Annotated in this window: 17 protein-coding genes and 1 pseudogene; 7 read left to right on the forward strand and 11 right to left on the reverse strand. The window is 64.0% G+C overall.

From position 1 onward, the window contains the following. Positions 1-14: 14 nt before the first annotated feature. Complete coding sequence (locus tag J1M81_RS22225) at positions 15-1253, reverse strand: TetR/AcrR family transcriptional regulator (RefSeq protein ID WP_206498853.1); 1239 nt, start codon at positions 1251-1253, stop codon at positions 15-17. Positions 1254-1593: 340 nt separating this feature from the next. Here J1M81_RS22225 and J1M81_RS26515 point away from each other — a divergent pair, with 340 nt between their 5' ends. Continuing rightward, on the forward strand, positions 1594-1827 hold the full coding sequence (locus J1M81_RS26515) for a LuxR C-terminal-related transcriptional regulator (RefSeq protein ID WP_032367970.1): 234 nt from the start codon (positions 1594-1596) through the stop codon (positions 1825-1827). A gap of 217 nt (positions 1828-2044) precedes the next feature. Here J1M81_RS26515 and J1M81_RS22235 read toward each other — a convergent pair whose 3' ends face one another. Then, on the reverse strand, positions 2045-2716 hold the full coding sequence (locus J1M81_RS22235) for an SDR family oxidoreductase (protein ID WP_206498855.1): 672 nt from the start codon (positions 2714-2716) through the stop codon (positions 2045-2047). A gap of 13 nt (positions 2717-2729) precedes the next feature. Further along, positions 2730-3245 (reverse strand): DinB family protein, encoded by a 516-nt coding sequence (locus tag J1M81_RS22240; RefSeq protein WP_206498856.1) that lies wholly within the window; start codon positions 3243-3245, stop codon positions 2730-2732. 107 nt (positions 3246-3352) lie between these two features. Between J1M81_RS22240 and J1M81_RS22245 the strand changes: the two genes are divergently transcribed. Beyond that, positions 3353-4690, forward strand: coding sequence for an amylo-alpha-1,6-glucosidase (locus J1M81_RS22245; RefSeq protein WP_167328992.1), 1338 nt, complete (start codon positions 3353-3355; stop codon positions 4688-4690). Positions 4691-4700: 10 nt separating this feature from the next. Here J1M81_RS22245 and J1M81_RS22250 read toward each other — a convergent pair whose 3' ends face one another. After that, positions 4701-5387, reverse strand: coding sequence for a thioesterase domain-containing protein (locus J1M81_RS22250; protein WP_027495037.1), 687 nt, complete (start codon positions 5385-5387; stop codon positions 4701-4703). Between the two features lie 140 nt (positions 5388-5527). Further along, positions 5528-6721 carry an MFS transporter gene (locus J1M81_RS22255; protein ID WP_241258380.1) on the reverse strand — a complete coding sequence of 398 codons (1194 nt, stop codon included), beginning with the start codon at positions 6719-6721 and terminating at the stop codon, positions 5528-5530. A 139-nt stretch (positions 6722-6860) separates the two neighbouring features. Here J1M81_RS22255 and J1M81_RS22260 point away from each other — a divergent pair, with 139 nt between their 5' ends. Continuing rightward, positions 6861-7742 (forward strand): LysR family transcriptional regulator, encoded by an 882-nt coding sequence (locus J1M81_RS22260; RefSeq protein ID WP_032385226.1) that lies wholly within the window; start codon positions 6861-6863, stop codon positions 7740-7742. A gap of 67 nt (positions 7743-7809) precedes the next feature. Here the strand turns inward: J1M81_RS22260 and J1M81_RS22265 are convergent, their stop codons facing one another. Both J1M81_RS22265 and J1M81_RS22270 read right to left on the reverse strand, forming a co-directional pair. Continuing rightward, a complete protein-coding gene (locus tag J1M81_RS22265) occupies positions 7810-9867 on the reverse strand; it encodes a PhoX family phosphatase (protein WP_032373428.1) in 2058 nt (685 codons plus the stop codon). Positions 9868-9939: 72 nt separating this feature from the next. Beyond that, positions 9940-11001, reverse strand: a complete 1062-nt coding sequence (locus J1M81_RS22270; RefSeq protein WP_135045441.1) for a cellulase family glycosylhydrolase — start codon at positions 10999-11001, stop codon at positions 9940-9942. Positions 11002-11392: 391 nt separating this feature from the next. On the opposite strand from J1M81_RS22270, the gene J1M81_RS22275 reads away from it, so the two are divergent. The 4 genes from J1M81_RS22275 (at position 11393) to J1M81_RS22290 (ending at position 17983) form a co-directional block, all read left to right on the forward strand. Further along, positions 11393-13333: a hypothetical protein gene (locus J1M81_RS22275; RefSeq protein WP_206498857.1), complete on the forward strand. Its 1941-nt coding sequence runs from the start codon at positions 11393-11395 to the stop codon at positions 13331-13333. Positions 13334-13431: 98 nt separating this feature from the next. Then, positions 13432-14838 (forward strand): hypothetical protein, encoded by a 1407-nt coding sequence (locus tag J1M81_RS22280; protein WP_155289504.1) that lies wholly within the window; start codon positions 13432-13434, stop codon positions 14836-14838. Beyond that, a complete protein-coding gene (locus J1M81_RS22285) occupies positions 14835-16340 on the forward strand; it encodes a glycosyltransferase (RefSeq protein WP_206498858.1) in 1506 nt (501 codons plus the stop codon). Before J1M81_RS22280 ends, J1M81_RS22285 begins: the two co-directional genes overlap by 4 nt. Beyond that, positions 16337-17983, forward strand: coding sequence for a glycosyltransferase family 39 protein (locus J1M81_RS22290; protein WP_052062925.1), 1647 nt, complete (start codon positions 16337-16339; stop codon positions 17981-17983). Before J1M81_RS22285 ends, J1M81_RS22290 begins: the two co-directional genes overlap by 4 nt. A gap of 10 nt (positions 17984-17993) precedes the next feature. Here J1M81_RS22290 and J1M81_RS22295 read toward each other — a convergent pair whose 3' ends face one another. The 4 genes and pseudogenes from J1M81_RS22295 to J1M81_RS22310 all read right to left on the reverse strand — a co-directional run bounded on the left by J1M81_RS22295 (position 17994) and on the right by J1M81_RS22310 (position 21915). Then, a complete protein-coding gene (locus tag J1M81_RS22295) occupies positions 17994-18722 on the reverse strand; it encodes an amino acid ABC transporter ATP-binding protein (protein ID WP_174557188.1) in 729 nt (242 codons plus the stop codon). Between the two features lie 5 nt (positions 18723-18727). Further along, positions 18728-20443 (reverse strand): annotated as a pseudogene (locus J1M81_RS22300) (ABC transporter substrate-binding protein/permease). Between the two features lie 125 nt (positions 20444-20568). Next, on the reverse strand, positions 20569-21333 hold the full coding sequence (locus J1M81_RS22305; protein ID WP_032367654.1) for an LLM class F420-dependent oxidoreductase: 765 nt from the start codon (positions 21331-21333) through the stop codon (positions 20569-20571). Between the two features lie 72 nt (positions 21334-21405). Continuing rightward, positions 21406-21915, reverse strand: a complete 510-nt coding sequence (locus tag J1M81_RS22310) for a TIGR04338 family metallohydrolase (protein ID WP_032367655.1) — start codon at positions 21913-21915, stop codon at positions 21406-21408. Between the last annotated feature and the right edge of the window lie 18 nt (positions 21916-21933).

Here is a 21933-nt window from a genome sequence, read left to right on the forward strand (position 1 = left end):
TCTGTCCAGCGTCCTCACCGCGGCCGTATCGCAACACCGGGCATCAGTATTCGCAGGACACCCTGCGCCACTTCGGTTGCGGACTCCGCAGGACGCGTCAGGCAGCGGAAGAGAATGTTGTTGGTCAACATGATTGCGGCTTCGAGTGCCGGTGCGTCGTCGCTGAACACGCCGCTTTCACGTCCGCGTTCGAGGATGGGGACCACAGCGGACGGGAGGTAGAGGTTTTCGATGACCGTCGTGATGGTGCTCGGTTGATGGAACTGTTCGAAGCTCAGCGCGAGCAGCATGCCCGAGCTCATGGCTCGATTGTCGATGACGAACTCGCCCAACGAAACCAACGTGCGTTGCAGTGCGGTGGCGGGGTCGACTCCGAGGCGTTCGTCGGCGCGACGCAGCCGGAGCACACGGTCGAATTCGGGCTTCAGCGCCGCAACGATGATGTCGACCTTGCTCGGAAACAGTCGTCGAAGGTCTTCTACGCGGATCTTCGCCGCCGCCGCGATGTCGGCCAGGGTGACCAGGAAGTAGCCGTTGTCGACGAACAGAGTTTCGGTCGCCGCGATCACGTCGGCCTCGAGGTCGGGCCGCAGAGCATCCGAGATTTCGCCCGGATCGGGTTGGGCAACGGTGCGGTCGGAATGCAGTGGGTCTATGGCCCACTGGAGAATCGAGTTGGTGGCCGATGCAACGTCGTCGGAGGACACCGAGCCCGGCGTGAGCACCTCCCGGAGCGCCAGCCCGTCGAGCAGAGCCCCGACGACCGCCGAGAGGTTTGTCAGCGACAGTGGTTGGCGCAACGATCCGCCGTGAGCCTGCACCGCTTGACCGATGATGGATCGCAGGTCGGTGTCGAAGCACTCGAACTCGGGGATGACGGCCTTTCGGGCACCGTTGTGGTCGGCAGCTAGCAGCACTGCGACGAGGCGACGTCGCATGAGACCGGACGTGAGGTCGTCGAACAGGGCCGACACCGGAGCTTTCACGTCCTGCGTGCCGGTAGGAGCAGCCGTGCCGGTGTAATCGAGTGTGAGGTGGTCGAGGAGGTCTTCGACGAAAGCTTCCTTGCCGCCGGACCCGCCGCCGCGAGAGTTACCGGGGTACGTGTTGTGGAAAGTTTGGTGCGACAGCCCCGCGCGTTCGACGACGGCCGAGATCGAGAGCGAACGCGCAAGATCGGTCGTGTCCATCTCACCGAGCAGGCGATATCCGGCCTGAAGGAACTGCTCCCGTGGGAGTGATTTCTGGTTCACCGACTACCGCCCTCGTCCACCTGCGCCGCATTGTTTGGATCTTGAACTATAGCAACTGGATGGTCCGGATCCCGCTGTTTAGTTTGAACTAAAGCATGGTGTAGCCGGATATGCTTTCTGGAGTAAAGCCTCGAATAAGCTTGTGTTGCATGGAGTTCGGCAACCGTGGTCAGATTCAGACCGGCCCGTAGGCCGATTGCATGAGGAGGCCAAGATGGTAGCGACGAATCATCGACCCCAACTTTATTCGCGAGTCTCGGCGTCGAACGGCGTCCGCTCTCCACTCGCTACCAGGACCGGCGGAGCAAGGCCCACACCTGCGCCTACGCGGGCTGTGCGGGTGTACACCTCACCGGGCCTGACCGCGCGTGAGATCACCGTGCTCAAGGCGTGGCTGGACTGCGATTCCAAGGTCGACGTGGGCGCACGCCTCCACATCGCATTGGGCACCGTCAACACGCACCTCACGAGAATCCGCGACAAGTACTCCCGCGTCGGACGCGCCGCTCCAACGAAAGCTGCACTCGTCGCGCGCGCCCTGCAAGACGGCATCGTGAAACTGGACGAGCTCTGACGCTGGATTGTCCGCGTTGCTGAAACCTGTGGATGCGTTCCCGAGCTCTTTGGCAGTCGCCGCCCCGGACCGTAAGCGATAGATCATCCGAGTGAATGAGAAGACTCCATTCGTCTACTGGCAAGGGTGAAGAGGGAGATGCAGTCGGTGCTGTAAACAACGCCGGGACGAACCTCATGTTGTGAGTGGAAACTCGACCCCTGCTACGAAGTTTCGCTCACCTGGTGCGGAGCACCAATTCCGTGGGGTGAGCATCGGCGGGGGTATCGATTGCGTTGCGCACTGCACGGGCAACGGTGCTGGGCTGCAAGAACTTCGAGCCGTCGTACTCCCCGCCTTCGTGCGCGACGATCTCCCGCTGCATCTCGGTGTCGATGCGTCCTGGGTGCACCGAAGTGACGCGCAACGTCGGCTCCTCGAGGCGCAGTGCATCAGCGAAGGCGCGGAGCGCGAACTTGCTCGCCGCGTAGGCACCCCAACCCGGGTTGGCGCGTATGCCGGCACCCGAATTGATCAGCACCACATGGCCTTCGGCGGAGCGCAGTGCAGGGAGTAGCAATCGAGTGAGTTCGACGACGGCGATGACGTTCACCTCGTACTGGCGACGCCAATCGTCCGCCGTCGACTCTTCGACCGTCCCGAGTGCTGCCACCCCGGCGTTGTGCACCAACACATCCAGAGAATCGATGTTCGACGCGGCAGCGGCCACCGCGTCCGGATCGGTCAGTTCCACCGGCCACGGGGTGGACCCGGACAGTTCCGACACAATGGGGGCGAGGGACTCGGTGGACCGACCACCCAGCAACACGTGATGGTCCGGAGCGAGCAATCGAGCGATATGGGCCCCGAGACCCCGGCTTGCTCCGGTCACCAACGCAGTACGAGTCATGAACTCAGGTTAGCTAGAAGCTCATCCCCGCCTCGGATGCCCATGCCTGGGTGGTGTTCGCGCCGTCGAGTTCCTCGCGAATGATGTCTGCGTGGCCGGCGTGCTGGGAGATTTCTCGAAGGATGTGCAGAACCGTGAATCGTGCACTCTGCCAGATTCGTTCGGGTGCCCACGGTGCCGTCGGGACAGGTACCGACAGTTCGAGGTCCAACGTTTCCAGCGCTGCCGAGGTGGCACCGGCCACCTCTTCCCATTCGGCGACGAGTCCGGCGACGGTCTCGTTCTCGGCCATCACGTACTCGCTGCCGGCGGCGGCCATGTCGAATTCGGCCGTCTCGTCCAGCTCTGCGATCACTGTCATCCAGTGGCGCTCGTTGCTGATCACGTGGTGCAGCAGTCCGCCGAGGGTCAGCTCGCTCGCGGTGGTGCGGGTACGCGCCTGTTCCTCGCTGATGCCGCGGACGGTGATGAGAAAGTTCGCGCGCTGTTCGGCGAGCATTTTCTGAATGTCGGTGTTCTCGGTGGCCATCGTTTTCCTCCTTGTAGCTGGTGAAACTCACACTAGGAGCGATCGCGGACACCTTCGGTCCGCAATCCAACCGAGCAGAAATCGGCCGCCGGACGCAAACTATCTGCATGGGCGATCGCGGTTTCACTTCCACGCAGCTGGCCGCACGTGCGGCGTATCTGCTCCGAGGCAACGACCTGGGCACCATGACCAGCGCAGCACCCAGGTTGTACCCGCACATGTGGAGTTGGGACGCCGCATTCGTTTCCGTCGGCTTGGCACCGTTGAGCGTCGAGCGGGCCGTCGTGGAGATGGACACATTGCTGTCGGCGCAGTGGAAGAACGGGATGATTCCGCACATCGTGTTCGCCAACGGTGTCGACGGCTACTTCCCCGGCCCTGCGCGGTGGGCCACCGGGACGCTGGCGACCCACGCTCCGATGAGTCCGCAGACCTCCGGAATCACCCAACCGCCCGTCCACGCGATCGCCGTGCAGCGCATCCTCGATCACTCCAAACGCCACGGCCGCACGACGCGAGCGGTGGCGGAGGAGTTCCTCGATCGCCGCTGGGGTGATCTGGTGCGGTGGCATCGTTGGCTCGCCCAGGCCCGCGACGTCGACGACAACGGACGCATCGCGCTGTTCCACGGCTGGGAGTCCGGCATGGACAATTCGCCGCGATGGGATTCGGCCTACGCCAATGTGGTTGCCGGTGAGATGGATCCGTATTTTCGCGAGGACAAGGCGGTCATCACGGACTCGTCTCAGCGGCCAAGCAATCTCGAGTACGACCGCTACATCTGGTTGGTGGAGGAGATGAAACAGGTCGGCTACGACGACGATGCGTTGAAGACCAAGATGAGCTTCGCCGTCGAGGACGTGTTCGTCAGTGCCATCTTCGCCGTCGCGTGCGACGTCCTCGCCACCATCGGAGAGGACCACTCGCGGCCGCGCTCGGATGTGCGCGAATTGCGCGGGTGGGCGGACAAGTTCCGCAAGGGAGTCATCGCGACCACCGACACGCGTTCGGGCGGGGCACGAGATTTCGATCTGCGGACGGGTCAGTGGATCGGCACGGAGACCATTGCCATGTTCGCGCCGCTGCTGTGCGGAGGATTGCCGCGCGAGCAGGAGCGCAATCTCATTCGGATCTTCGAGGGCACCCGGTTCTGCGGACATCCGGACCTGCGGTACGCGGTACCGCCGTCGACGTCCCCGGTGTCGAAGGACTTCCGTGCTCGCGAGTACTGGCGGGGACCGGTGTGGCCGGTGATGACATGGCTGTTCTCGTGGGCTTTCGCACGCCGCGGGTGGTCGGAGCGATCACTGTCTTTGCGAGACGAGGGTCTGCGTCAGGCGAGTGACGGCAGCTTCGCGGAGTACTACGAGCCGTTCACCGGCAAGCCGCTCGGCAGCATGCAGCAGTCCTGGACGGCCGCCGCCGTGCTGGATTGGCTCGGATGAGCCGGCCGGGTCAGCCGAGGTAGCTGTCGACCAGCGGGCCGACGACGTCGAACGAGGTGGCGTCGGGCACGAGGTACTTGGCGATCGTGCCGCAGACGAAGGGGTGCCACGCGGACCCTGAGTCGGTTCCCATCGAGGACACGGCGAGGATGTCGCCGAAGTAGATGCCCGGCAGGTGCCGCTGGGCGAGTTCGTCGTTGTGCGAGGCAACGGCGAGCAACTCTTCGGCGTGGCTGCGATCGATGTCGTCGCCCATGGACCCGAGCAGGTCGGCGCTGTCGGCGCTGGACCGAACGGGGTCGCTGTCGAGCAACGTCAGTGCACCGACCGTGACGCCGCGACTCTGCAGCTCGACGGCGATGGCGTGCGCGAGTACTCCACCGAAGGACGTGCCCAGCAGGTGTACGGCCCCGTCGGTCTGGATGCGAACGATGTCGTCGGCGTACTGCGAGGCCAAGGCGACGAGGGACTCCGCGAGCTCTCCCGACGTCGGGACCTGGACGCCGTAGATGGGACGCGCGTCGTCGACGTGTGCTGCGAGTTCCGCGTAGCAGTCGACCAGCCCGACGAGGGGGTGGATGCAGAACACCGGGTCGAGGTGGCCGGCCGTACGAATCGGTGCGATGGTCGGCACCGCGTAATCGGACGGGTCGAGTTCCGTGAGAGCCACGTGGATGCGATCGTTCACGACAGTCATGGGTGCGCCTCCGAGCCAAGAGAAGTAGTTCGTGTTTCTATGGTTTGTTCGTGCCGACTCTGGGTATGTCGCCGTCGGCAGCGTGAGTGTTACCCACGTCTCATCGAGAACGACTCAACCACGTCTCGGAACAGAACGCATTAGTGACTGTTCACCATCGTCGGCTCGGACCCACCGGGCGTCCCGCAGGTGTTTTCCCGACGTCGACGGGCGTCCACCTGCAGATCCAGTAGCCAGACCAGCAGTGCGGCGACCGCGAACACGGCCCCCGCAGCGCACACACCTGCCCACTCGAAATGCTTCCACGCCAACGTCCCGACGGCAGATCCTGCTGAGGCGCCCACGAAGTACGTCGTCATGTAGACGGAGTTGATTCGGGCGCGAGCAGCCGGTTCCAGGGCGTAGACGATGTGCTGGTTGCTCACGTGCACGCCCTGCAGTGCCAGGTCGAGAAGTACGAATGCGACCACGAACACCACCCAGTAGTGGCCGCCGACGGCGAACATCGGCCAGAGTGCGATCAGCAGAACCGCACAGGTACCGCTGGCCCATTGCACCAGTCCGCGGTCTGCGAGCCGGCCCGCGACGGAGGCCATCAACGCGCCGCCGACACCGGCCAATCCGATCAGTCCGATCTGGACGGCACCGAAACCGAACCTCGACGACAGCAACAGCGTCATCGTCGCGAACACCGTGCTCACCGACGCGAAGCCGAGACCGCCGAGCACCGCGCGAGTCCGAAGCCTGGGGTGGGTGCGCACCAGCCGAATCATCGACACCAGCGCCGAGCCGTAGGTGACGTCCGCCGTCACGGTGTTGCGTGGCAGCACCCGCCACAGGCCGACCGCGGCGATCAGCATCAACACCGTGGCCACACGGTAGACGCCCTGCCACCCCGTCACCGACGACAGCAGCCCCGAGATGCTGCGGGCCAGCAGGATGCCCGTCAGCAACCCGCCCATGACCACTCCGACGATGCGTCCCGCTTGCTCCGGGTGCGCCATCGACGCGGCGAACGGCACGATCACCTGCGCCGCCACCGAGAACAGTCCAGCGATCGCCGTGCCGACGAGGAGCCAGGAGAGGCCGGGAGCGAATCCGGTGATTGCCTGACCCGTCGCAGCGAGAATCATCAGCCCGACGCTCAACTTACGGCGATCGACGACGTCGCCGAGAGGCACGATGAGCAGCAGGCCGAGGGCATAGGAAATCTGTGCGACGGTCACCGAGGTGGCTGCGGCCGTCTCGGACACGTCGAATTCGGTGGCAATGAGGTCGAGCAGCGGCTGGTTGAGATAGTTGCCGCCGGCCGAGAGTCCGGTGGCGATCGCCATCAGGGCGACGACGGGGGTGCTCACGCCGGTGCGCGAGGTGCTTGCTGTCTTCACATGAACAAGGGTGCTCGTTGCACATCCAGCTGTCCAATAGAACGTTACGAACGATCGATCGTCTAAACAGATAGAGTTGCGAAGCGTGGAACTCAGACACATCCGGTACGCCGTGGCGGTCGCCGAAGAGCAGCACTTCGGGCGTGCAGCAGCTCGGCTGCGAGTCGCTCAATCGGCGCTGAGCAGCCAGATCAGAGACCTGGAAAAAGAGCTGGGCGTAGAACTGTTCGCGCGCACGAGCCGAAGCGTCACCATCACCCCGGCCGGACAGATCTTTCTCGAACGCGCGCACAGCGTGCTCGGTGCCGTGTCCCGATTGGTGGCCGACGTCGCGCCCGATCCCACGACCGCCATCAGGCGGCTGCGTATCGGCATGATTGCGCCTCTCGCCCGTGTCGATCTGGCCGCGGTGGTCGGCCGGATCTCCCAGCGATTTCCCAACACGTCGGTGACGTTGCTGCCGCGGCCGAGCGCCGACGTTCTCGACGGCATCGCACGCGGAGACCTCGATCTCGGAATCATCGGGCTCGCGCCCGGACGCCCACATCCGGGGTTGACCGTTACCGCCCTGTGGACCGAGCCACTGTCACTGTTCGTCGGTCCCGATCATCCTTGGGCTCAAAGGAATTCGATACGGTTGGCCGACCTGTCCGAGATGACGATGATCGACCGGCCGGCGGGAAGCGAGGCCAGACTGCAATCCGATCATGCATTCACCCGCTCGTCGGTTCCCCGTGGCCGCATTCTGGAGGCCGATTCGGCCGACCTCATCGGTAAACTCACCGCAGCAGGGTTGGGTGTGACACTGCTGCCGTCGTCCTTGGCGTCGATCCTCCCCGAACTGCACATGATCGACGTCATCGATGCACCGACCCGAACGGTGTCGGTGGTGACCAACCCCGAGCACGCGAATGCGGTGATCGCCGCCGTGGTCGAGGATTTGATCGCGTCGTCGGTGGCGAAGTGAACACCGCCCGATGCCCGTAGTCGAGGATTCGACTACGGGCATCGTGGCTCTATCGAAACAGTCTGGGCTAGGCGGACTTCCACACCGCGACGATGGAAGGCCGCGGTTGGGTGTCGCCGCCGTCGGGCCAGTGCGAGATCGGTGCGTCGGCGGTGGCGTCGTCGCTTTCACCCGGGTGCTGGACGCAGACCATGACGCGCTCGTCGGTGACGATGGGGCCACAGGTCTCGCCGCCGGCGGGGACGGTCAGGAACTGACGTGTCTCGCCGCGACGGGGGCCGTCGAGCACCACGGCGAACAGGCCGTCGTTGGAATCGAGGGCGTTGCCGTCGGTCGAGACCCACAGGTTGCCCTTCGAGTCGAACGCGAGATTGTCGGGGCACGAGATAGGGCTGACCTGACTCTTGTCGAATCCGCCGAAATACGTGTCGGCCTCGTTCGGATCACCGCAGACCAACAACAGGTTCCACGTGAACGACGTCCCGGCGTGGTCGTCGTCGAGTTCGAGTACCTGCCCGTTCTTGTTCTTGTTGCGGGGATTGGCCTCGTCGGCCGCCGCTTTGCCCTCGGTGCCGCGGTTGGAGTTGTTGGTCAGTGCTACATACACCTTGCCGGTCACCGGGTTCGGCTCGAAGTCCTCCGGGCGGTCCATCTTGGTTGCGCCCACGGAGTCACCCGCCTGACGGGTGAACACGGCCACCTCCTCGGCCGACATACCGTCGACGAGAGACTTGCCGCGGCCGTCCTCGCCGGTTTCGAGCAAGGGAATCCACGTTCCGCTGCCACGGAATTCACCGTTGGAGGGCAGCGCGCCCGAGCCGTCGATCTCGTCGGGCGTATCACCGGTGAGGCTGGCGACGTACAGCGTGCCGGCGTCGAGCAAGGTCAGGTTGTTGCGCATCGCGGCCTGGCCGGTGCCGGGCATCATCTTTCGGCTCGAGACGAACTTGTACATGTAGTCGAAGCGCTCGTCGTCGCCGCTGTACGCCACCACCGTGCCGTCGTCGGTGACGTGGATGGTCGCGGCCTCGTGCTTGAACCGGCCGAGAGCGGTGTGCTTGATCGGTGCCGACTGCGGATCCCACGGATTCACCTCGACGATGTAGCCGAATCGATTGACCTCGTTGGGTTCTTGCGCCAGATCGAATCGCTTGTCGAAGCGCTCCCACTTACGTTCGCTGGCGGCGCCTTCGACGCCGTAGCGCGACAGGCGCTTGGCCACAGTCGCATCCGTGACGCTTTCGGCATTGGCGAAGTACTGGTTGAAGTTCTCCTCGCCGGAGAGCACCGTTCCCCACGGGGTGAGGCCGCCCGAGCAGTTGTTGAACGTGCCGAACACCTTGGTGCCGGTGGGGTCCACGCTGGTCTTGAGGAAGTCGCTGCCTGCGGCGGGCCCGGTGATGACGAACTCGGTGGTGCCGGTGATGCGCCGGTTGTACTGGCCCATAGCGGGGGTGAGCTTGCCGGTGCCCGATTCGCCCTGCACCTGTACGACGGAAAGGCCGTGTGCCGCAAGGGCTACGTCGAACTGCTCGCGGGTGGGGTTCTCCGCGTCGTAGCCCTTGAACATTGCCGGTTCCGTGCTGTACTCGTGGTTGACCACCAGCAGGTGGGCGTTGGGCGTGCCCTCGATCGGCAGCAGGCCGGCGAAGTCGTTGTTGAAACCGAACTGCTTCTCCTGCGCCGCGCCGGTCTGCTTGTCGAAGTCGAAGGCCGGTGCGCCCGCGACGACGGCGTCGCCCCACCGAATGACGATGCCCTGCTCGTAACCGTCGGGAACGACGACGGCATCCTCGGTGTTCGGTTCCACTGCAACGAAATCCACGCCGTCGACGGGCGGAGTATCGGTTCCCGACGTACCCGTGGTTGCGCTACCGGTCGCGGCCGGCTCGTCGGTCGAACATGCGGCCAGTGCGCTACCGGCACCGACGGCGAGCACTGCCATGGCCCCGCCCTTGATGACGCCGCGCCGCGACATCGCGGTCTTGACGATGTCGCCGAAGTACTGGCCCTTCGACGTATTGGGAATCTCGTGGAAACAGGCATCGCCGCACTTGTACTTGCAGGTCAACGATGATCGTTTGGAGCTTCCGTCGTGAACGGCGAACAGGGGCAGTGGCTTCATGTCACGGCACGCTGTCACCCAAAAGCGAAAGTAAAGGAACGTTCAGGTGAAGTTGGGGAGAACGAGGTTGCCCTAACGTCCGATCGTCTGCCACAGCGGATCCGACGGTCCGATGTCGTAGGTGCAGTCCGTAGGCCGCGGATCCGGTACGAAAGCCCACAACAGCGCCCCTGCTGTACCAGCGGCACGCTGGCCGTCGATCTTCGCGGCAATACCGGTTGCTCGAGAATCGACATCGCCGCACGAGCCGGCGAGTTGACCGATCTCCCCGACCAGCAGGGGTTTGCCCACCGCGGCGCTCTGAGTGATCCGCCGCTGCAACCCGTTCCACTGATCTCCGGGCAGCGGCACGCCGTCGGCACCGTAATCGTGGTACTGCAACACATCGACGAAGGGCGACTGGGCGAGGTACTCGTACTCGTCACCCTGGCTTCCGCACTGGCCGCCGCCGGTGAGGCCCGCTGTGATCACAGTGCGAGGATCGACGGAGCGGAGCTGTTGTCCTGCAGTGTCGAAGAACGAGCGAAGCACCTCTGCAGCACCGGCCGTACACGTTCGGCTGGACCAGGAGCACGAGGTATCCGTGCACGAACTCGTCTCCGGTTCACCGACGAGCTCCCACGCAGCCAACGCCGACGAGTCCTTCCATCGATTCGCAGCGGTGAGCATCCATTGCTCGAAGCTGATCTTCGCGGTCGAGGTGGGCGTGCCGGGGGCCGTCGTCCAGCCGTCGACGTACCACTGCCTGTCTTTGAAGACGTTCCCCTCGCACGCCCCGTCCTGGGGTGACAGCACCGGTACGAGGAGTTGATCGTGAGCCTCGGCTGCGGCGAAGACCGCATCCATCGGCCCGAAGTCGAGGGCACCGGTGAATCGGTTGATCGCCAATGCCTGAAAGGCGTCGAACCGGGTCAGCGAATGCGGAGGAAGCGCCTCGAAGTAACTGTCCAGGTCCACCATCGCCCCGCATCCGGCATTGACCGACCAATCGGTGGCGAGTTGGTAGGCGTTGAACCCGGTCGGCCACCACGGTCGACCGTCGAGTGCGAGACCATCGGTGCTCGCGGAGACACGAGCGCCGGCAACAGGTGCCGCCGTGGCGGTCTCGGCCATGCCCGGTACGACCGTCGACATCAGGACAGCACCGAGAATGCACTGAAGAACTTTCGACGCGATGCGCATCGCCGTAATGGTAGACGCGGATGCGTAGATTCCGAAGCCGTCGATGACGAGCGGCTTTACCGAATTCGACTCCGCGCCGGAGGACATTGTCGGCTGTTGATCGACGGAATCGACAAAGAGCGAACTGAATCGCCGTTACAGTCGGAGAAACCGAATTCAACGGCGGGTTCTGGCGCTGTTTGCGTGCTGTGAGTATTGTGATCGGCACTCCGAAAGTCCTGCGCGCCAACGAGTCGCGCTATTCTCTTGACTCTCCGTTCATTTCGAAGACTGGACATTTCTCATGCGAATCGTTCGCGCTGCGTCTGTGACAGCTCTCGCCGTGGTCCCGATATTGCTTTCGGTGACCACAGCGTCGGCGCAACCCGGCGATCAGGACCAACCCACTGCTGCAAGCGCAGACGAGCTCTCTCGTTTCACTTTTCCCGAGTTGGGCTTGGGGCAGTCCACCACGGTCGACCTGACAGGACCGCGTACGAGGGTGACGGTGCCATCTCCTGCAGGGGCCGTTCCGTCGACCCTGAACGCGGTGCTGACCACGCCCGCTTGGCTCGATCGCGGGTGGGTCGACGTCGAATCGGACGGGCGTCCGATCACTCGTATCGCCCTCGACGGCGCTGCCCCGACCACTCCGGTGTCGATTCCGCTGGCCGCTACGCGAACGGTCGACGGAGTGATTCCACTCGATCTGATCCCTTCCGTCATTCCCGACGATCGCTACTGCCCCGATCCCGATTCGGACGCGGTCCGATTGATCGATGCGACCGTCGACTACTCGGGAGCGCCGGCCGTCCCGGGGACCATCGCTGATTTCCTACCGGTGCTGCTGCGCAAGTTGACGCTGTTCGTGCCCGCCACGCCTGACCGCGAAACTATCACCGCAGCAACAACTGTGGCCACATCCGTGGTACACCACTACGGTGCGCAGCCGGTCCAGGTAGAAGTGCGCCCGGACAGCGAGCTTCAGGGGGCGGTACCCGACGGCTCGTTCGAAAGATCGATCGTGCTGACGAAGAACTCCGACGCCGGTGCCGAGTTGATCTACCCCGTCGAGCAGGCTCCCCCACGGTTGTACCTCGCCGGTACGGGATCGGATCTCACCGATCAAGCCCGGTTGATCACCAGAGATCTCTCCCAGATCGCAATCGGCACCTCGGCATTGGCCGGACCGGGGGCACCCCAGGCTCGACTCGCACCCGATTCGATCACCCTCGACGACCTCGGAATCGGAGCCGTCTCCGGCACAGGAGGTTCCACGGCAACCGCATCTGTCGATATCGATCAGACGCGACTCGGACGATCGGCCGGGAGCGTGTCCGTGCACCTGATCGGCAGCTACACCCCGGGTGCCGGATCTGTGCGAGCCTCGGTCGACGGATCGCCACTCGAAGTCTGGGAGGCCGACGACACCGGCCGTCTCGATCGATGGATCGACATCCCGGATACCGCACTCTCTCGCGTGGGGACTCTCGATGTTTCCGTCGACCATCCGTCGGCCTCTTCCGGCAGCTCCTGCGCTGCCGCCGCCGAAACGACTGTCACCGTAGCCGGTTCGACGCTCGTGCGATCCACCGATTCGTCGTCACCGGTGCCACTGGGATGGCGGTCGATGCCGCAGGCCTTGATGCCGCAGTTCGACATAGCTCTCGCCGACGAGTCCTACGCCGGAGTTGTCCGGGCTGTCACCCTCGCGATCGGCTTGCAGCGGTTGTCGAGCCTGCCGCTCGATCCCGAGGTCGTATCGATGGAGCAGGCGCTCGACGGTAGCGCACCAGCCGTCGTGATTTCGCCTGTCGCAGAGCTTCCGGACTCGGTGACGCTGCCGCTGTCCTCGGTCGACGAGACGACCTTCCGAATCACGGACCCCGAGGCCGCGGGCGGTGCCACCGAGCTCACGGTGGATATCGCCGAGCCCTTGGCGACGATGCAGGTCACGTCGGTGCGCAGCAACGCCGTCCTCGTGGCGTCGTGGAATTCGGCACCGGACGAACTCGACGGCATGTTGTCCTGGCTCGATGCCGATCCGGCGCGGTGGTTTGCGCTGGACGGCGATATCCTCTTCGGCGCGCAGAACACGGAGCCGATGTCGTTGTCCAGCAGTGCATTGTCCGGAGCAGACGGCGCGGCGGCGGCCACAGACGACGGGACCTCCGATCGGATGGTGGTGGTCGTCGTCGGAGTCGGCCTGGCGGTACTTGCAGTCGGCGGCGTCGCTGCATTGGTGTTCGCCGTCCGATCACGTCGCTCGGCGCGCGATCCGGGTCGAGACAGCGGCTCGCAATGAGCGAGGATGGGCAGCTGCCGCGGTCTTTCACGCGGTTCAGGTTGTCTCGCGGCCCAATCGCCGTTCTGGTATTTCGGTGGTCCGTTCTGGTCTGCTGCGTGGTGGTGGCTTTCTTCTCCACCTGGGTGCGGCTTGCCCAGGAGGCAGCCGACGGAGCCATCACCGCATATGTTTTCGTGCTGCCGCTGCTGGCAGTGGTTGCGGCTCAGGGGGTGGCGCGGCGACGAGCCGACGAATTGCCCATCCACGACCGCCAGACCGACAACATAGTCGGCGGCATCGCGTTGCTGGTTTCCATCGCGATCAAGGCGCTGTGGCTACCCCGGTACGCAGACCAGTACGAACTCGCCCACTTGGATGTCTTGGCGGCACTTGCCTTCTTCTTCGGCGGGGCGATTCTGATGTTCGGGCTGCGGCCGGTCGGACGATTCTGGTCTGTGTGGCTGTTGCTGTTGGCGTTGAGTCCGCTGGGCTACCGGTTGGTCGCCATCGGATTCGGTGGCAGCAGGTTTGCGTATGCGGCGGTGATGGTGCTGCTGGCCGGCATCGCAGGTGCCATTGCCGTCGGCCGAACCGCACGTCGGGGTTGGCTGGGCTTCGGGTGCACGGTGTCGACCGGATTCGTCGTTGCCGCAGTCATGTTGGCGATGTGGCCACAAGTCGACATCGTCTGGTTGCAGCTCGTCCCGACCGTCGGCGCAGCCGCGGTCACGGGAGGTGCCTTCTATGTCGTGGCCCGTCGCGGTCGGTTCGACGCCCGGCAGCCGCGCCGGGTCGGGTCGCTCACGGCGAAGTGGTCGCCGAGCTCGAAGGCCGTTGCGATCGTTGCTGCGGTAGTTCTGTTCTTCGTTCCGCTGCCCGGTCGAATGGAGTTGTCGACGGTTGCGGGACCACCGGGACCGGTATCCGAGCCACTCATGCCACCCGTTGGCTTCACCCGAACGGACCTGCAGGAATTCGACTGGGTGAGGGCATTTTTCGGGCAATCGTCTTCGTTGGTTCGACAAACCATGCGAGCAGACGTCGGAAATCCCGCATGGGATGTTCGTGGGCGGCCACGGACGGTGGTGGTCGACGTGTTGTCCACTGCGAATCGGGCCAGTCTTGCTGTGTACCCGGAGAGCACGCTCTATCGGCTCTCCAACACCCGTACGAGCCATCCGCTGCGCATCGATCTCGGTCGCGGAGTGACGGGCTCCTTGTACACCTCCGTCAGTGACGCTCTGTTGCTCACCTGGACGAAGCTCGTATTCGATTGGGAACGAGGCGATGTGACGCAGCGTGTGACCATCATCAGCGTCGACAACCACGATGCCGATGCCGAGTTCCCACAACCGACGCCCTCGATGGCGTCGAATCTCGGAACTGCCATCGGGACGTTTCTGCGTGGGAATGCGGTGTCCGTCGACGACGATCCGGAGTACAAGGATCTTGAACTGCTGACCACCTTCGGGACCGGGTTGCTCCGCCAGCAGTGGCGCTCCGGGGACGGTTCGGCGAGATGAACGATTCTCGGAGTTCGCGGCCGTCGCCGCCCCGCGTCGGCACCGAAACGGCAGAGTTCAAAGCGGCGGCGCTCGACGATGCCATCAACGGGCTCGCCGTCCGAAATCCGTTGGCTTCGGCTGCGATTGCTTTCGTGCCATGGCAGAAGTACACGGCGATCGTGGCTGCGGTGCTCCTCGTTGCCTGTGTGGTGTTCGCCCCGATCGGGACTCTGCTCGCGGTCACGGTTCTATGCACCATCGGATATCTCCTGGCAATGATCGACCGCCTCCTGCTGTTCTCCCGCGGTCTCGACGCTGCCGCAATCGTCACCGTGACCGACGAGCAGGCTCGAGCGATTCCCGACGATCGGTTGCCGCTGTACACGATTCTGGTTCCGGCGTACGACGAGCCCGAGGTGGTGGGTGACCTCATTGCGGCGATGACGGGTCTGGACTATCCAGCCGAAAAGCTGCAGGTCCTGTTGCTGCTCGAAGAGGACGACGACGTCACCATCGAGGCCGCTGCGCGCAGCGGCGTCAGCGATCTCGTCGACGTCGTGCTGGTGCCTGCCGGCGATCCCCGCACCAAGCCGAAAGCCTGCAACTACGGCCTGCATTTCGCGACCGGGTCGATCGTGACGATTTTCGATGCCGAGGATCTGCCCGAGCAATTGCAGCTGCGTCGTGTCGTGGCGGCATTCGAGCGGCTGCCCGACACCGTGGCCTGTGTTCAGGCAAAGCTGGCGTTCCACAACGGTTCTCAGAATTTGCTGACCGGATGGTTCACCGCGGACTATGCACTGTGGTTCGGATACCTGCTACCGGGTCTGATGGCCAGCACGTCGCCGATCCCCCTCGGCGGAACCTCCAATCATCTTCGGCGCGATGTCATCGACGAGGTCGGTGCCTGGGACGGGTTCAACGTCACCGAGGATGCCGACCTCGGTGTCCGAATCGCGGCCTCGGGCTATTCCACGGCGGTTCTGGACTCGACCACCCTCGAAGAGGCGAACAGCGATCCGATCAACTGGGTACGCCAGCGGTCCCGTTGGTACAAAGGCTATTTGCAGACCTGGCTGGTGCACATGCGCAGGCCGCTCGCGACCGTTCGCGTGCTCGGACCGGTGGGCACCTACAGATTCACCCTGCTACTCGCGGGAACGCCCATCACCGCGTGCATCAACATGGTTTTCTGGTTCACCACGGCAGCGTGGATTCTCGGCCAGCCGACGCTGATCGCGCAACTCTTTCCGCCGTACATCTACTACTTCTCGTTGTTGTCTCTGGTGGTGGGCAACATCGCCACGATCTACATGTACTTGATCGCAAGCAGGGAGAGCGACAACGCCTACCTGTTGGTTCCGAGCCTCACGATGCCCCTGTACTGGGTGATGATGAGCGTGGCGTCCATCAAGGGCTGTTGGCAGTTGGTACGTAGTCCGTCCTACTGGGAGAAAACTTTTCACGGCCTGTCCGGACCCGCGCCGGAGACCGGCCCCAGCGAGGAGCAGACCCCATGACGTCGCGGACCCCAGCGGTCGTGTTCGGTACCGCTCTGGCGGGCTACCTGGCGGTGGGACTGACTCTGAGCATGCGGTTCGGCTACATGCTGGGGGATGCGCTGTCGCGAACCTCGGCTGCGCAGGCGGTGTTGCTCAGCCGGGATCCGCACGTCTCTGCCATCGGGTTCATCTTCACGCCGTTGACCGCGCTGGCACAATTGCCGATTGTCGCCTTCGCATCCTGGTGGCCGGGTATCACCCGGTGGAACATCTCGGGTATTGCCGTGTCGGCTGTGTTCATGGCCGGTGCAGTGGTGATGATCCACGGAATCTGCCGAGATCGTGGACTTCCCGGTCGTTACTGCCTACTGGTCACGGTGTTGTTCGCGGTCAACCCGATGATCGTCTTCTACGGAGCCAACGGCATGAGCGAGGCCGGGTTCCTGTTCTGTATGTGCTGGGCGGTGCGGCGGTTGATTCGATGGGTCGGCACCGACGATGTGCACGATCTCGTTCTGGTCGGCATCGCTCTGGCGCTCGCCTTCCTCACCCGCTACGAGGGTGTCGTCCCGATAGCGCTCACCGCGGTGCTCGTGGCGGCCGTCACGGCACTCCGCCGGGGTCGAGTGCATTGGAAAGAGATGCGGCGCAGAGCAATTCTCGACGCTGTACTCGTTGCCGGCCCCGGTGCGGCAGCCTTCCTGGTCTGGATTACCACGAGCTGGTTGATCACCGGCGAAGCGCTCGCGCAGCTGTCCTCCAGCTACGGAAACGCCGCGATTCTGGCGCAGTCCGGTGGGTCCAGTGGCGACTTGTTGAGCACCGGCCTGTTCTCCCTCGCTGCAATGATTGCCTTGGGGCCGACGTTGGCGGTGTCTCTACCGCTCGCGACGGTACTGGCGATACGTCGCCGGGATCTCGAGTTCTTGGTTGCCCCCGTGCTTCTGGGCGGGGTGCTCGCATTTCAGGCTGCGAGCTACATCACCGGCTCCACGTTCGGCTTCCTGAGATTCTTCGTGTGCGCCGTACCTCTGGCCGCTGTGGTTGCGGTGCAGCTGTTTCCGGCCGGTCCAGACCTGGCCACCCGACGCGCGGGTGCGTACCGAAGGAACCGCCCCGCCTTGCCTGCCCTGCGTTCCGTGGCCGCGGCCGGGGTCGTCCTTCTCTGTGCACTCGGTCTTCCGATCACCGGGTGGGCGATGGTGCAGCCGTCGTTGTCGAGTCAGCAGTACGCACTCGGGGCGCTCTTCGACCGAAATCCCTCGGCCGACGACCCTCGGGCTGTGGCAGCCCGGCGAATCATCGACTCGTTCTCCACCGAACGCCGACTCGCCTCTTATCTCGACAGTCAGGATCTACCCGAGGGCTCGATCCTGGTCGACACCGTCTACGGGTTTGCCGTCGTGGCGGCGTCGGAGCACCCGACCCGGTTCGTGATTCCGTCCGACCTCGACTTCACCAAGATTCTCAACGACCCGGCAACCGGAGGCGTGCGATATCTGTTGACCGTGCCGAACGAGGGCCGCGGGGTATCCGATGCGATCAACCGGCGGTACCCCACCATTTACGACAACGGCGCAGAACTGTATCCACTCGTTCTCGAAGTACCGAACGATGGTGCCGATCAACCGAACTGGCGCCTGTATCAGGTGCCAGGCTGACCGGTCGCTGCTACAGCACCTGCGAGAGGAATGTCTTCAGTCGATCGGTGTGCGGATCGTCGAACAACTGCTCCGGCGTTCCGGTTTCGACGGCGCTGCCGTGATCCATGAACAGGACCTTGTTGGACACCGACCGAGCGAAGCCCATTTCGTGGGTCACCACGACCATCGTCATGCCGCCCTTGGCGAGGTCGGCCATCAACGCCAGCACTCCCTTGACCAATTCCGGGTCCAGCGCAGAGGTGGCCTCGTCGAAGAACATCACCTCAGGCTTCATGGCCAGTGCTCGCGCGATGGCGACGCGCTGCTGCTGGCCGCCGGAGAGATTGCCCGGACGCGAATCCGCCTTGTTGGCCAGGCCCACCAGTTCGAGCTGCTCCATCGCGGCCGCGCGCGCCGCATCCTTGTTGAGCCCCAGCAGCTTCTGCGGCCCGAGCGCGATGTTGTCGGCGACGGTCTTGTGCGGGAACAGGTTGAAGTGCTGGAACACCATGCCGATGCGTTGACGAAGTTCGTCGGGATTGTCCTTCAGCACCGACTTGCCGTCGAGCAGGATGTCTCCCTGCTCGGGCTCGTGCAGGCGATTGAGGGCCCGCAACAGCGTGGACTTACCCGAGCCCGAAGGCCCGATGACAGTGGTGGTCTTACCTGCGTCGACATGCAGGCTCACCCCACGCAGAACCTTGTTGGTACCGAACGACAGGTGAATGTCCTTGCCGGTCAGAGAAACTGAAGTCACGTCGGCTACCTCTCCACCACGATGGATGTTTCGACGGGACCGAGGGTGCCCGAGGTGTCGGCCTTACCGGATCGCAGGCGTCGGTCGATGTAATTGACCAGGTGCGTCAGCGGGATGGTCAGGATGAGATAGAACAATCCGGCGGCCAGCAGCGGCGAGAGATTGCCGGTCTGGGCGGCGGTGTCCTGGCCGACGCGGAACAATTCTCGTTGCGAGGCAAGCAGACCCAGGAAGTAGATCAGCGAGCTGTCCTTGATCAACGAGATGAACTGGTTGACGATCGCAGGCAGCACGCGCCGAATGCCCTGCGGCACGACCACCAGGTTCATGGACCGTCGGTAGCTGAAACCCAGTGCGCGGGAGGCTTCGAGCTGCCCGGAGTCGACGCTCTGGATGCCGGAGCGGAAGATCTCACCGAAGTAGGCCGCTGCCATCAACGACAGCGCCAGGATGCCCAACGGGAACGGGCTTCTACTGCCGGTGAATTGGGTCAGCGTCGGGCCGAACCCGAGGCCGATGAGCAGGATGACCACGGCGGCGGGTAGTCCACGAAAGATGTCCGTGTACACCCGCGCCGGCCACCGCAGCCAGCGGGTGCGGGAAATACCCGCCACCGCCAGCCCGAGTCCGATCACGGTACCGATCACTCCCGACGAGGCCGCCAGAATGAGGGTGTTCGGCAATCCGACCGTAACCAGTTTGGGAATGGTCTCGCCGATCAGTTCCCAATCGAAGAACGTGTCGTACAGATTCGACAGAGTGCTCATGAGGTACGAGTGCCCTTACGACGCCGGCAGAACGGACGCCTTGCTGCCCGGCTTCCAGTCGGCGGGGACCTCACGGTCCGGGTACCACTGCTTCTCGAGCGTGCTCCAGGTGCCGTCGTCGACCACGGCGTCGAGGCCGGCGTTCAGGGCGTCGATCAACGGCTGATTGTCCTTGGCGACGGCGTAGGCGGTGAAGTTGGTGGTGTTGATGGTCTTCTCCAGAATGGAGACACCGTCCTCGGTCTTGACCTGACCGGTTGCCTGCTGCGACGGCGCGACCCAGGCGTCGACCTGACCGGACTTCACGTTCGCGTACGCGGTGTTGTAATCCGGGAACCGCACCGGCTCGATGCCGAGGGTGTTGGTGACGTAGTCGTCCTGCACGGTGCCCTGCACCACGGCGATGCGCTGATCGGCGTTCAACTCGGCGATCGTCTTGATCGAGTAGTCGTTCTTCGCGACCAAGGCCATCTCGCCGAAGTCGTACCCGTTGGTGAAGCCGACGGTCTGACGACGGGCGTCCGTGGTCGAGATGGACGACGAACCGGCGTCGTAGACCTTGTTGTTGACCGCTGCGAGCAGGCCCGAGAACTCGGTCGCCGAGAACTCGACGGTGAGGTTCAGCTTGGCTGCGACGGCTTTGAGCAGCTCGTTGTCGAAGCCGGTGAAGTTGCCTGCATCGTCGATGAAGATGTTCGGCGGCGCGTCGGACAGGGTGCCGACGTACAACGTTCCCGGCTTGATCAGACCGAGGTTCGCGGTGTCGATCTGATCGAGCGCGGTGACGCTGTCGGTCGTGTACTTGTCGAGCGAGGCCTGGTCGGAACCGGCCAGAGCGTTCTCGCCGGTGCCACCCGAGCTTCCGTCGGAACACGCGACGGCTCCGAGCGTGAGTGCGAGCGTCGCAGCAACTGCTGCGATGGCACGGCCTCGTAAACGACGTGTGTTCAAGATGAAGCTCCTAGGTGCAATCGGGAGGGACGAACGAGGCTATCGTGCCGATGGAGGCACACGACAATCACATTGCAGTTGTATGAAGCAACCCGCTTGTTCCCGAAATTCCCTCACCTCAATCGCGTTTAGCGGTGTGCGTCCCGCCACGCGATGGCCTCGCCCAGTTCCGTGAGGTCGTAATCCGGTCCCCCGGTACCGACGGTGAACAGCGTGGCTCCGGCGTCGACGAAGTCCTGCGCGGTGTCCGCGCCCGGCCACGAGACCGAGCGGGTGATGCCCGAGGTGTCCCGCCCGACGGTGGTGCCGTGCTCGGCGAGGATCTCGGATTTACGCTTCAGTGCATCGAGGTCGGCGAAGCTGTGCCAGATGTGGGCGTACTCGGCCACGAGCTTGAGGGTCTTCTTCTCACCGCCGCCGCCGATGAGGATCGGGATGTCGCGCGTCGGGGCCGGGTTACCGACGTCGAGGCGGTGCCGGATCCTGCCGAGGCTCTCCTTGAGCAGCGCCAGACGTGAACCGGCCGTACCGAATTCGTAGCCGAAGTTGTCGTAGTCCTTCTCGTTCCATCCGGCACCGATGCCGAGAATCAACCGGCCGCCGCTGATGTGGTCGACGGTGCGCGCCATGTCTGCCAGCAGGTCGGGGTTGCGGTAGCCACCTCCGGTGACGAGCGCGCCGATCTCCACGTTCGACGTCTGCTCGGCCCAGGCACCGAGCATCGTCCAGCACTCGAAATGCGCGCCGTCGAGGTCGCCGTACAGCGGATAGAAGTGGTCCCAGTTGAAGACGATGTCGACCCCCGCGTCTTCGGACCGCAGCACCGCGTCGCGGATCAGCTGATAGTCGGGCGCGTGCTGGGGCTGAAGCTGAACACCGATCTTGACGGTCATGTACGTCTCCTCGTCGTGTGGGCTGTCTCACCCATGATGCACCTCGTTTCGCGCGATGCACGTCGATCGAGATCAGCCGACTCGTACTCCGCTCTCGGCCATCATCGCTCGGAGGACGAACCCGGCCTCGGAGCCGACGATGTCGCCGACCAACGTGATGTAGCGATCGACGAACGCTCCGCCGTGCTGTTGCTCGTCCTCGTCACCGAAGTGGTGAGCCAGTTCGTGGAGCACCACCAGCTCGCGCAGCGCCCAGGCCCGATTGCCCTGATGCAGGGGTACAGCGATGGTCGCGGCGTCGCGTTCGTAGTGGGCGGCACCCGATCCGGATCTGGCCCGGACGGTCACCGTCCGACCGGCGTCGGGCCAGGTAGTCGCGATCCAGTCCAGCGCCAGCACCGCATCGACATAGCTCTGCACGGATTCCAACGAGGCGAACTTCCGCTCGATCGGCAGCGTGATCTGTGAGCCCAACACCGTCACGACGCGGTTGTCGCGCTCCTCGGCTCGATCGAACATGATCCGCACCATCTGTTCGGCGTCGTACACCGCCGACCGCTGCGCATCCCTCGGTCTGCTCACTCGTCCAGCTTAAGCAGG

It is taken from the genome of Rhodococcus sp. KRD175, from assembly GCF_017168275.1.
Classification (GTDB): Bacteria; Actinomycetota; Actinomycetes; order Mycobacteriales; family Mycobacteriaceae; genus Rhodococcoides; species Rhodococcoides fascians.

Excerpts from the sequence above, each read along its gene's own strand:
- J1M81_RS22265 (WP_032373428.1), bottom strand. The coding sequence starts at position 9,867 with ATGAAGCCACTGCCCCTGTTCGCCGTTCACGACGGAAGCTCCAAACGA.
- J1M81_RS22240 (WP_206498856.1), bottom strand. The coding sequence starts at position 3,245 with ATGGCCACCGAGAACACCGACATTCAGAAAATGCTCGCCGAACAGCGC.
- J1M81_RS22245 (WP_167328992.1), top strand. The coding sequence starts at position 3,353 with ATGGGCGATCGCGGTTTCACTTCCACGCAGCTGGCCGCACGTGCGGCG.
- J1M81_RS22290 (WP_052062925.1), top strand. The coding sequence starts at position 16,337 with ATGACGTCGCGGACCCCAGCGGTCGTGTTCGGTACCGCTCTGGCGGGC.
- J1M81_RS22255 (WP_241258380.1), bottom strand. The coding sequence starts at position 6,721 with ATGGCGATCGCCACCGGACTCTCGGCCGGCGGCAACTATCTCAACCAG.
- J1M81_RS22285 (WP_206498858.1), top strand. The coding sequence starts at position 14,835 with ATGAACGATTCTCGGAGTTCGCGGCCGTCGCCGCCCCGCGTCGGCACC.
- J1M81_RS22235 (WP_206498855.1), bottom strand. The coding sequence starts at position 2,716 with ATGACTCGTACTGCGTTGGTGACCGGAGCAAGCCGGGGTCTCGGGGCC.
- J1M81_RS22250 (WP_027495037.1), bottom strand. The coding sequence starts at position 5,387 with ATGACTGTCGTGAACGATCGCATCCACGTGGCTCTCACGGAACTCGAC.
- J1M81_RS22270 (WP_135045441.1), bottom strand. The coding sequence starts at position 11,001 with ATGTCGACGGTCGTACCGGGCATGGCCGAGACCGCCACGGCGGCACCT.
- J1M81_RS22305 (WP_032367654.1), bottom strand. The coding sequence starts at position 21,333 with ATGACCGTCAAGATCGGTGTTCAGCTTCAGCCCCAGCACGCGCCCGAC.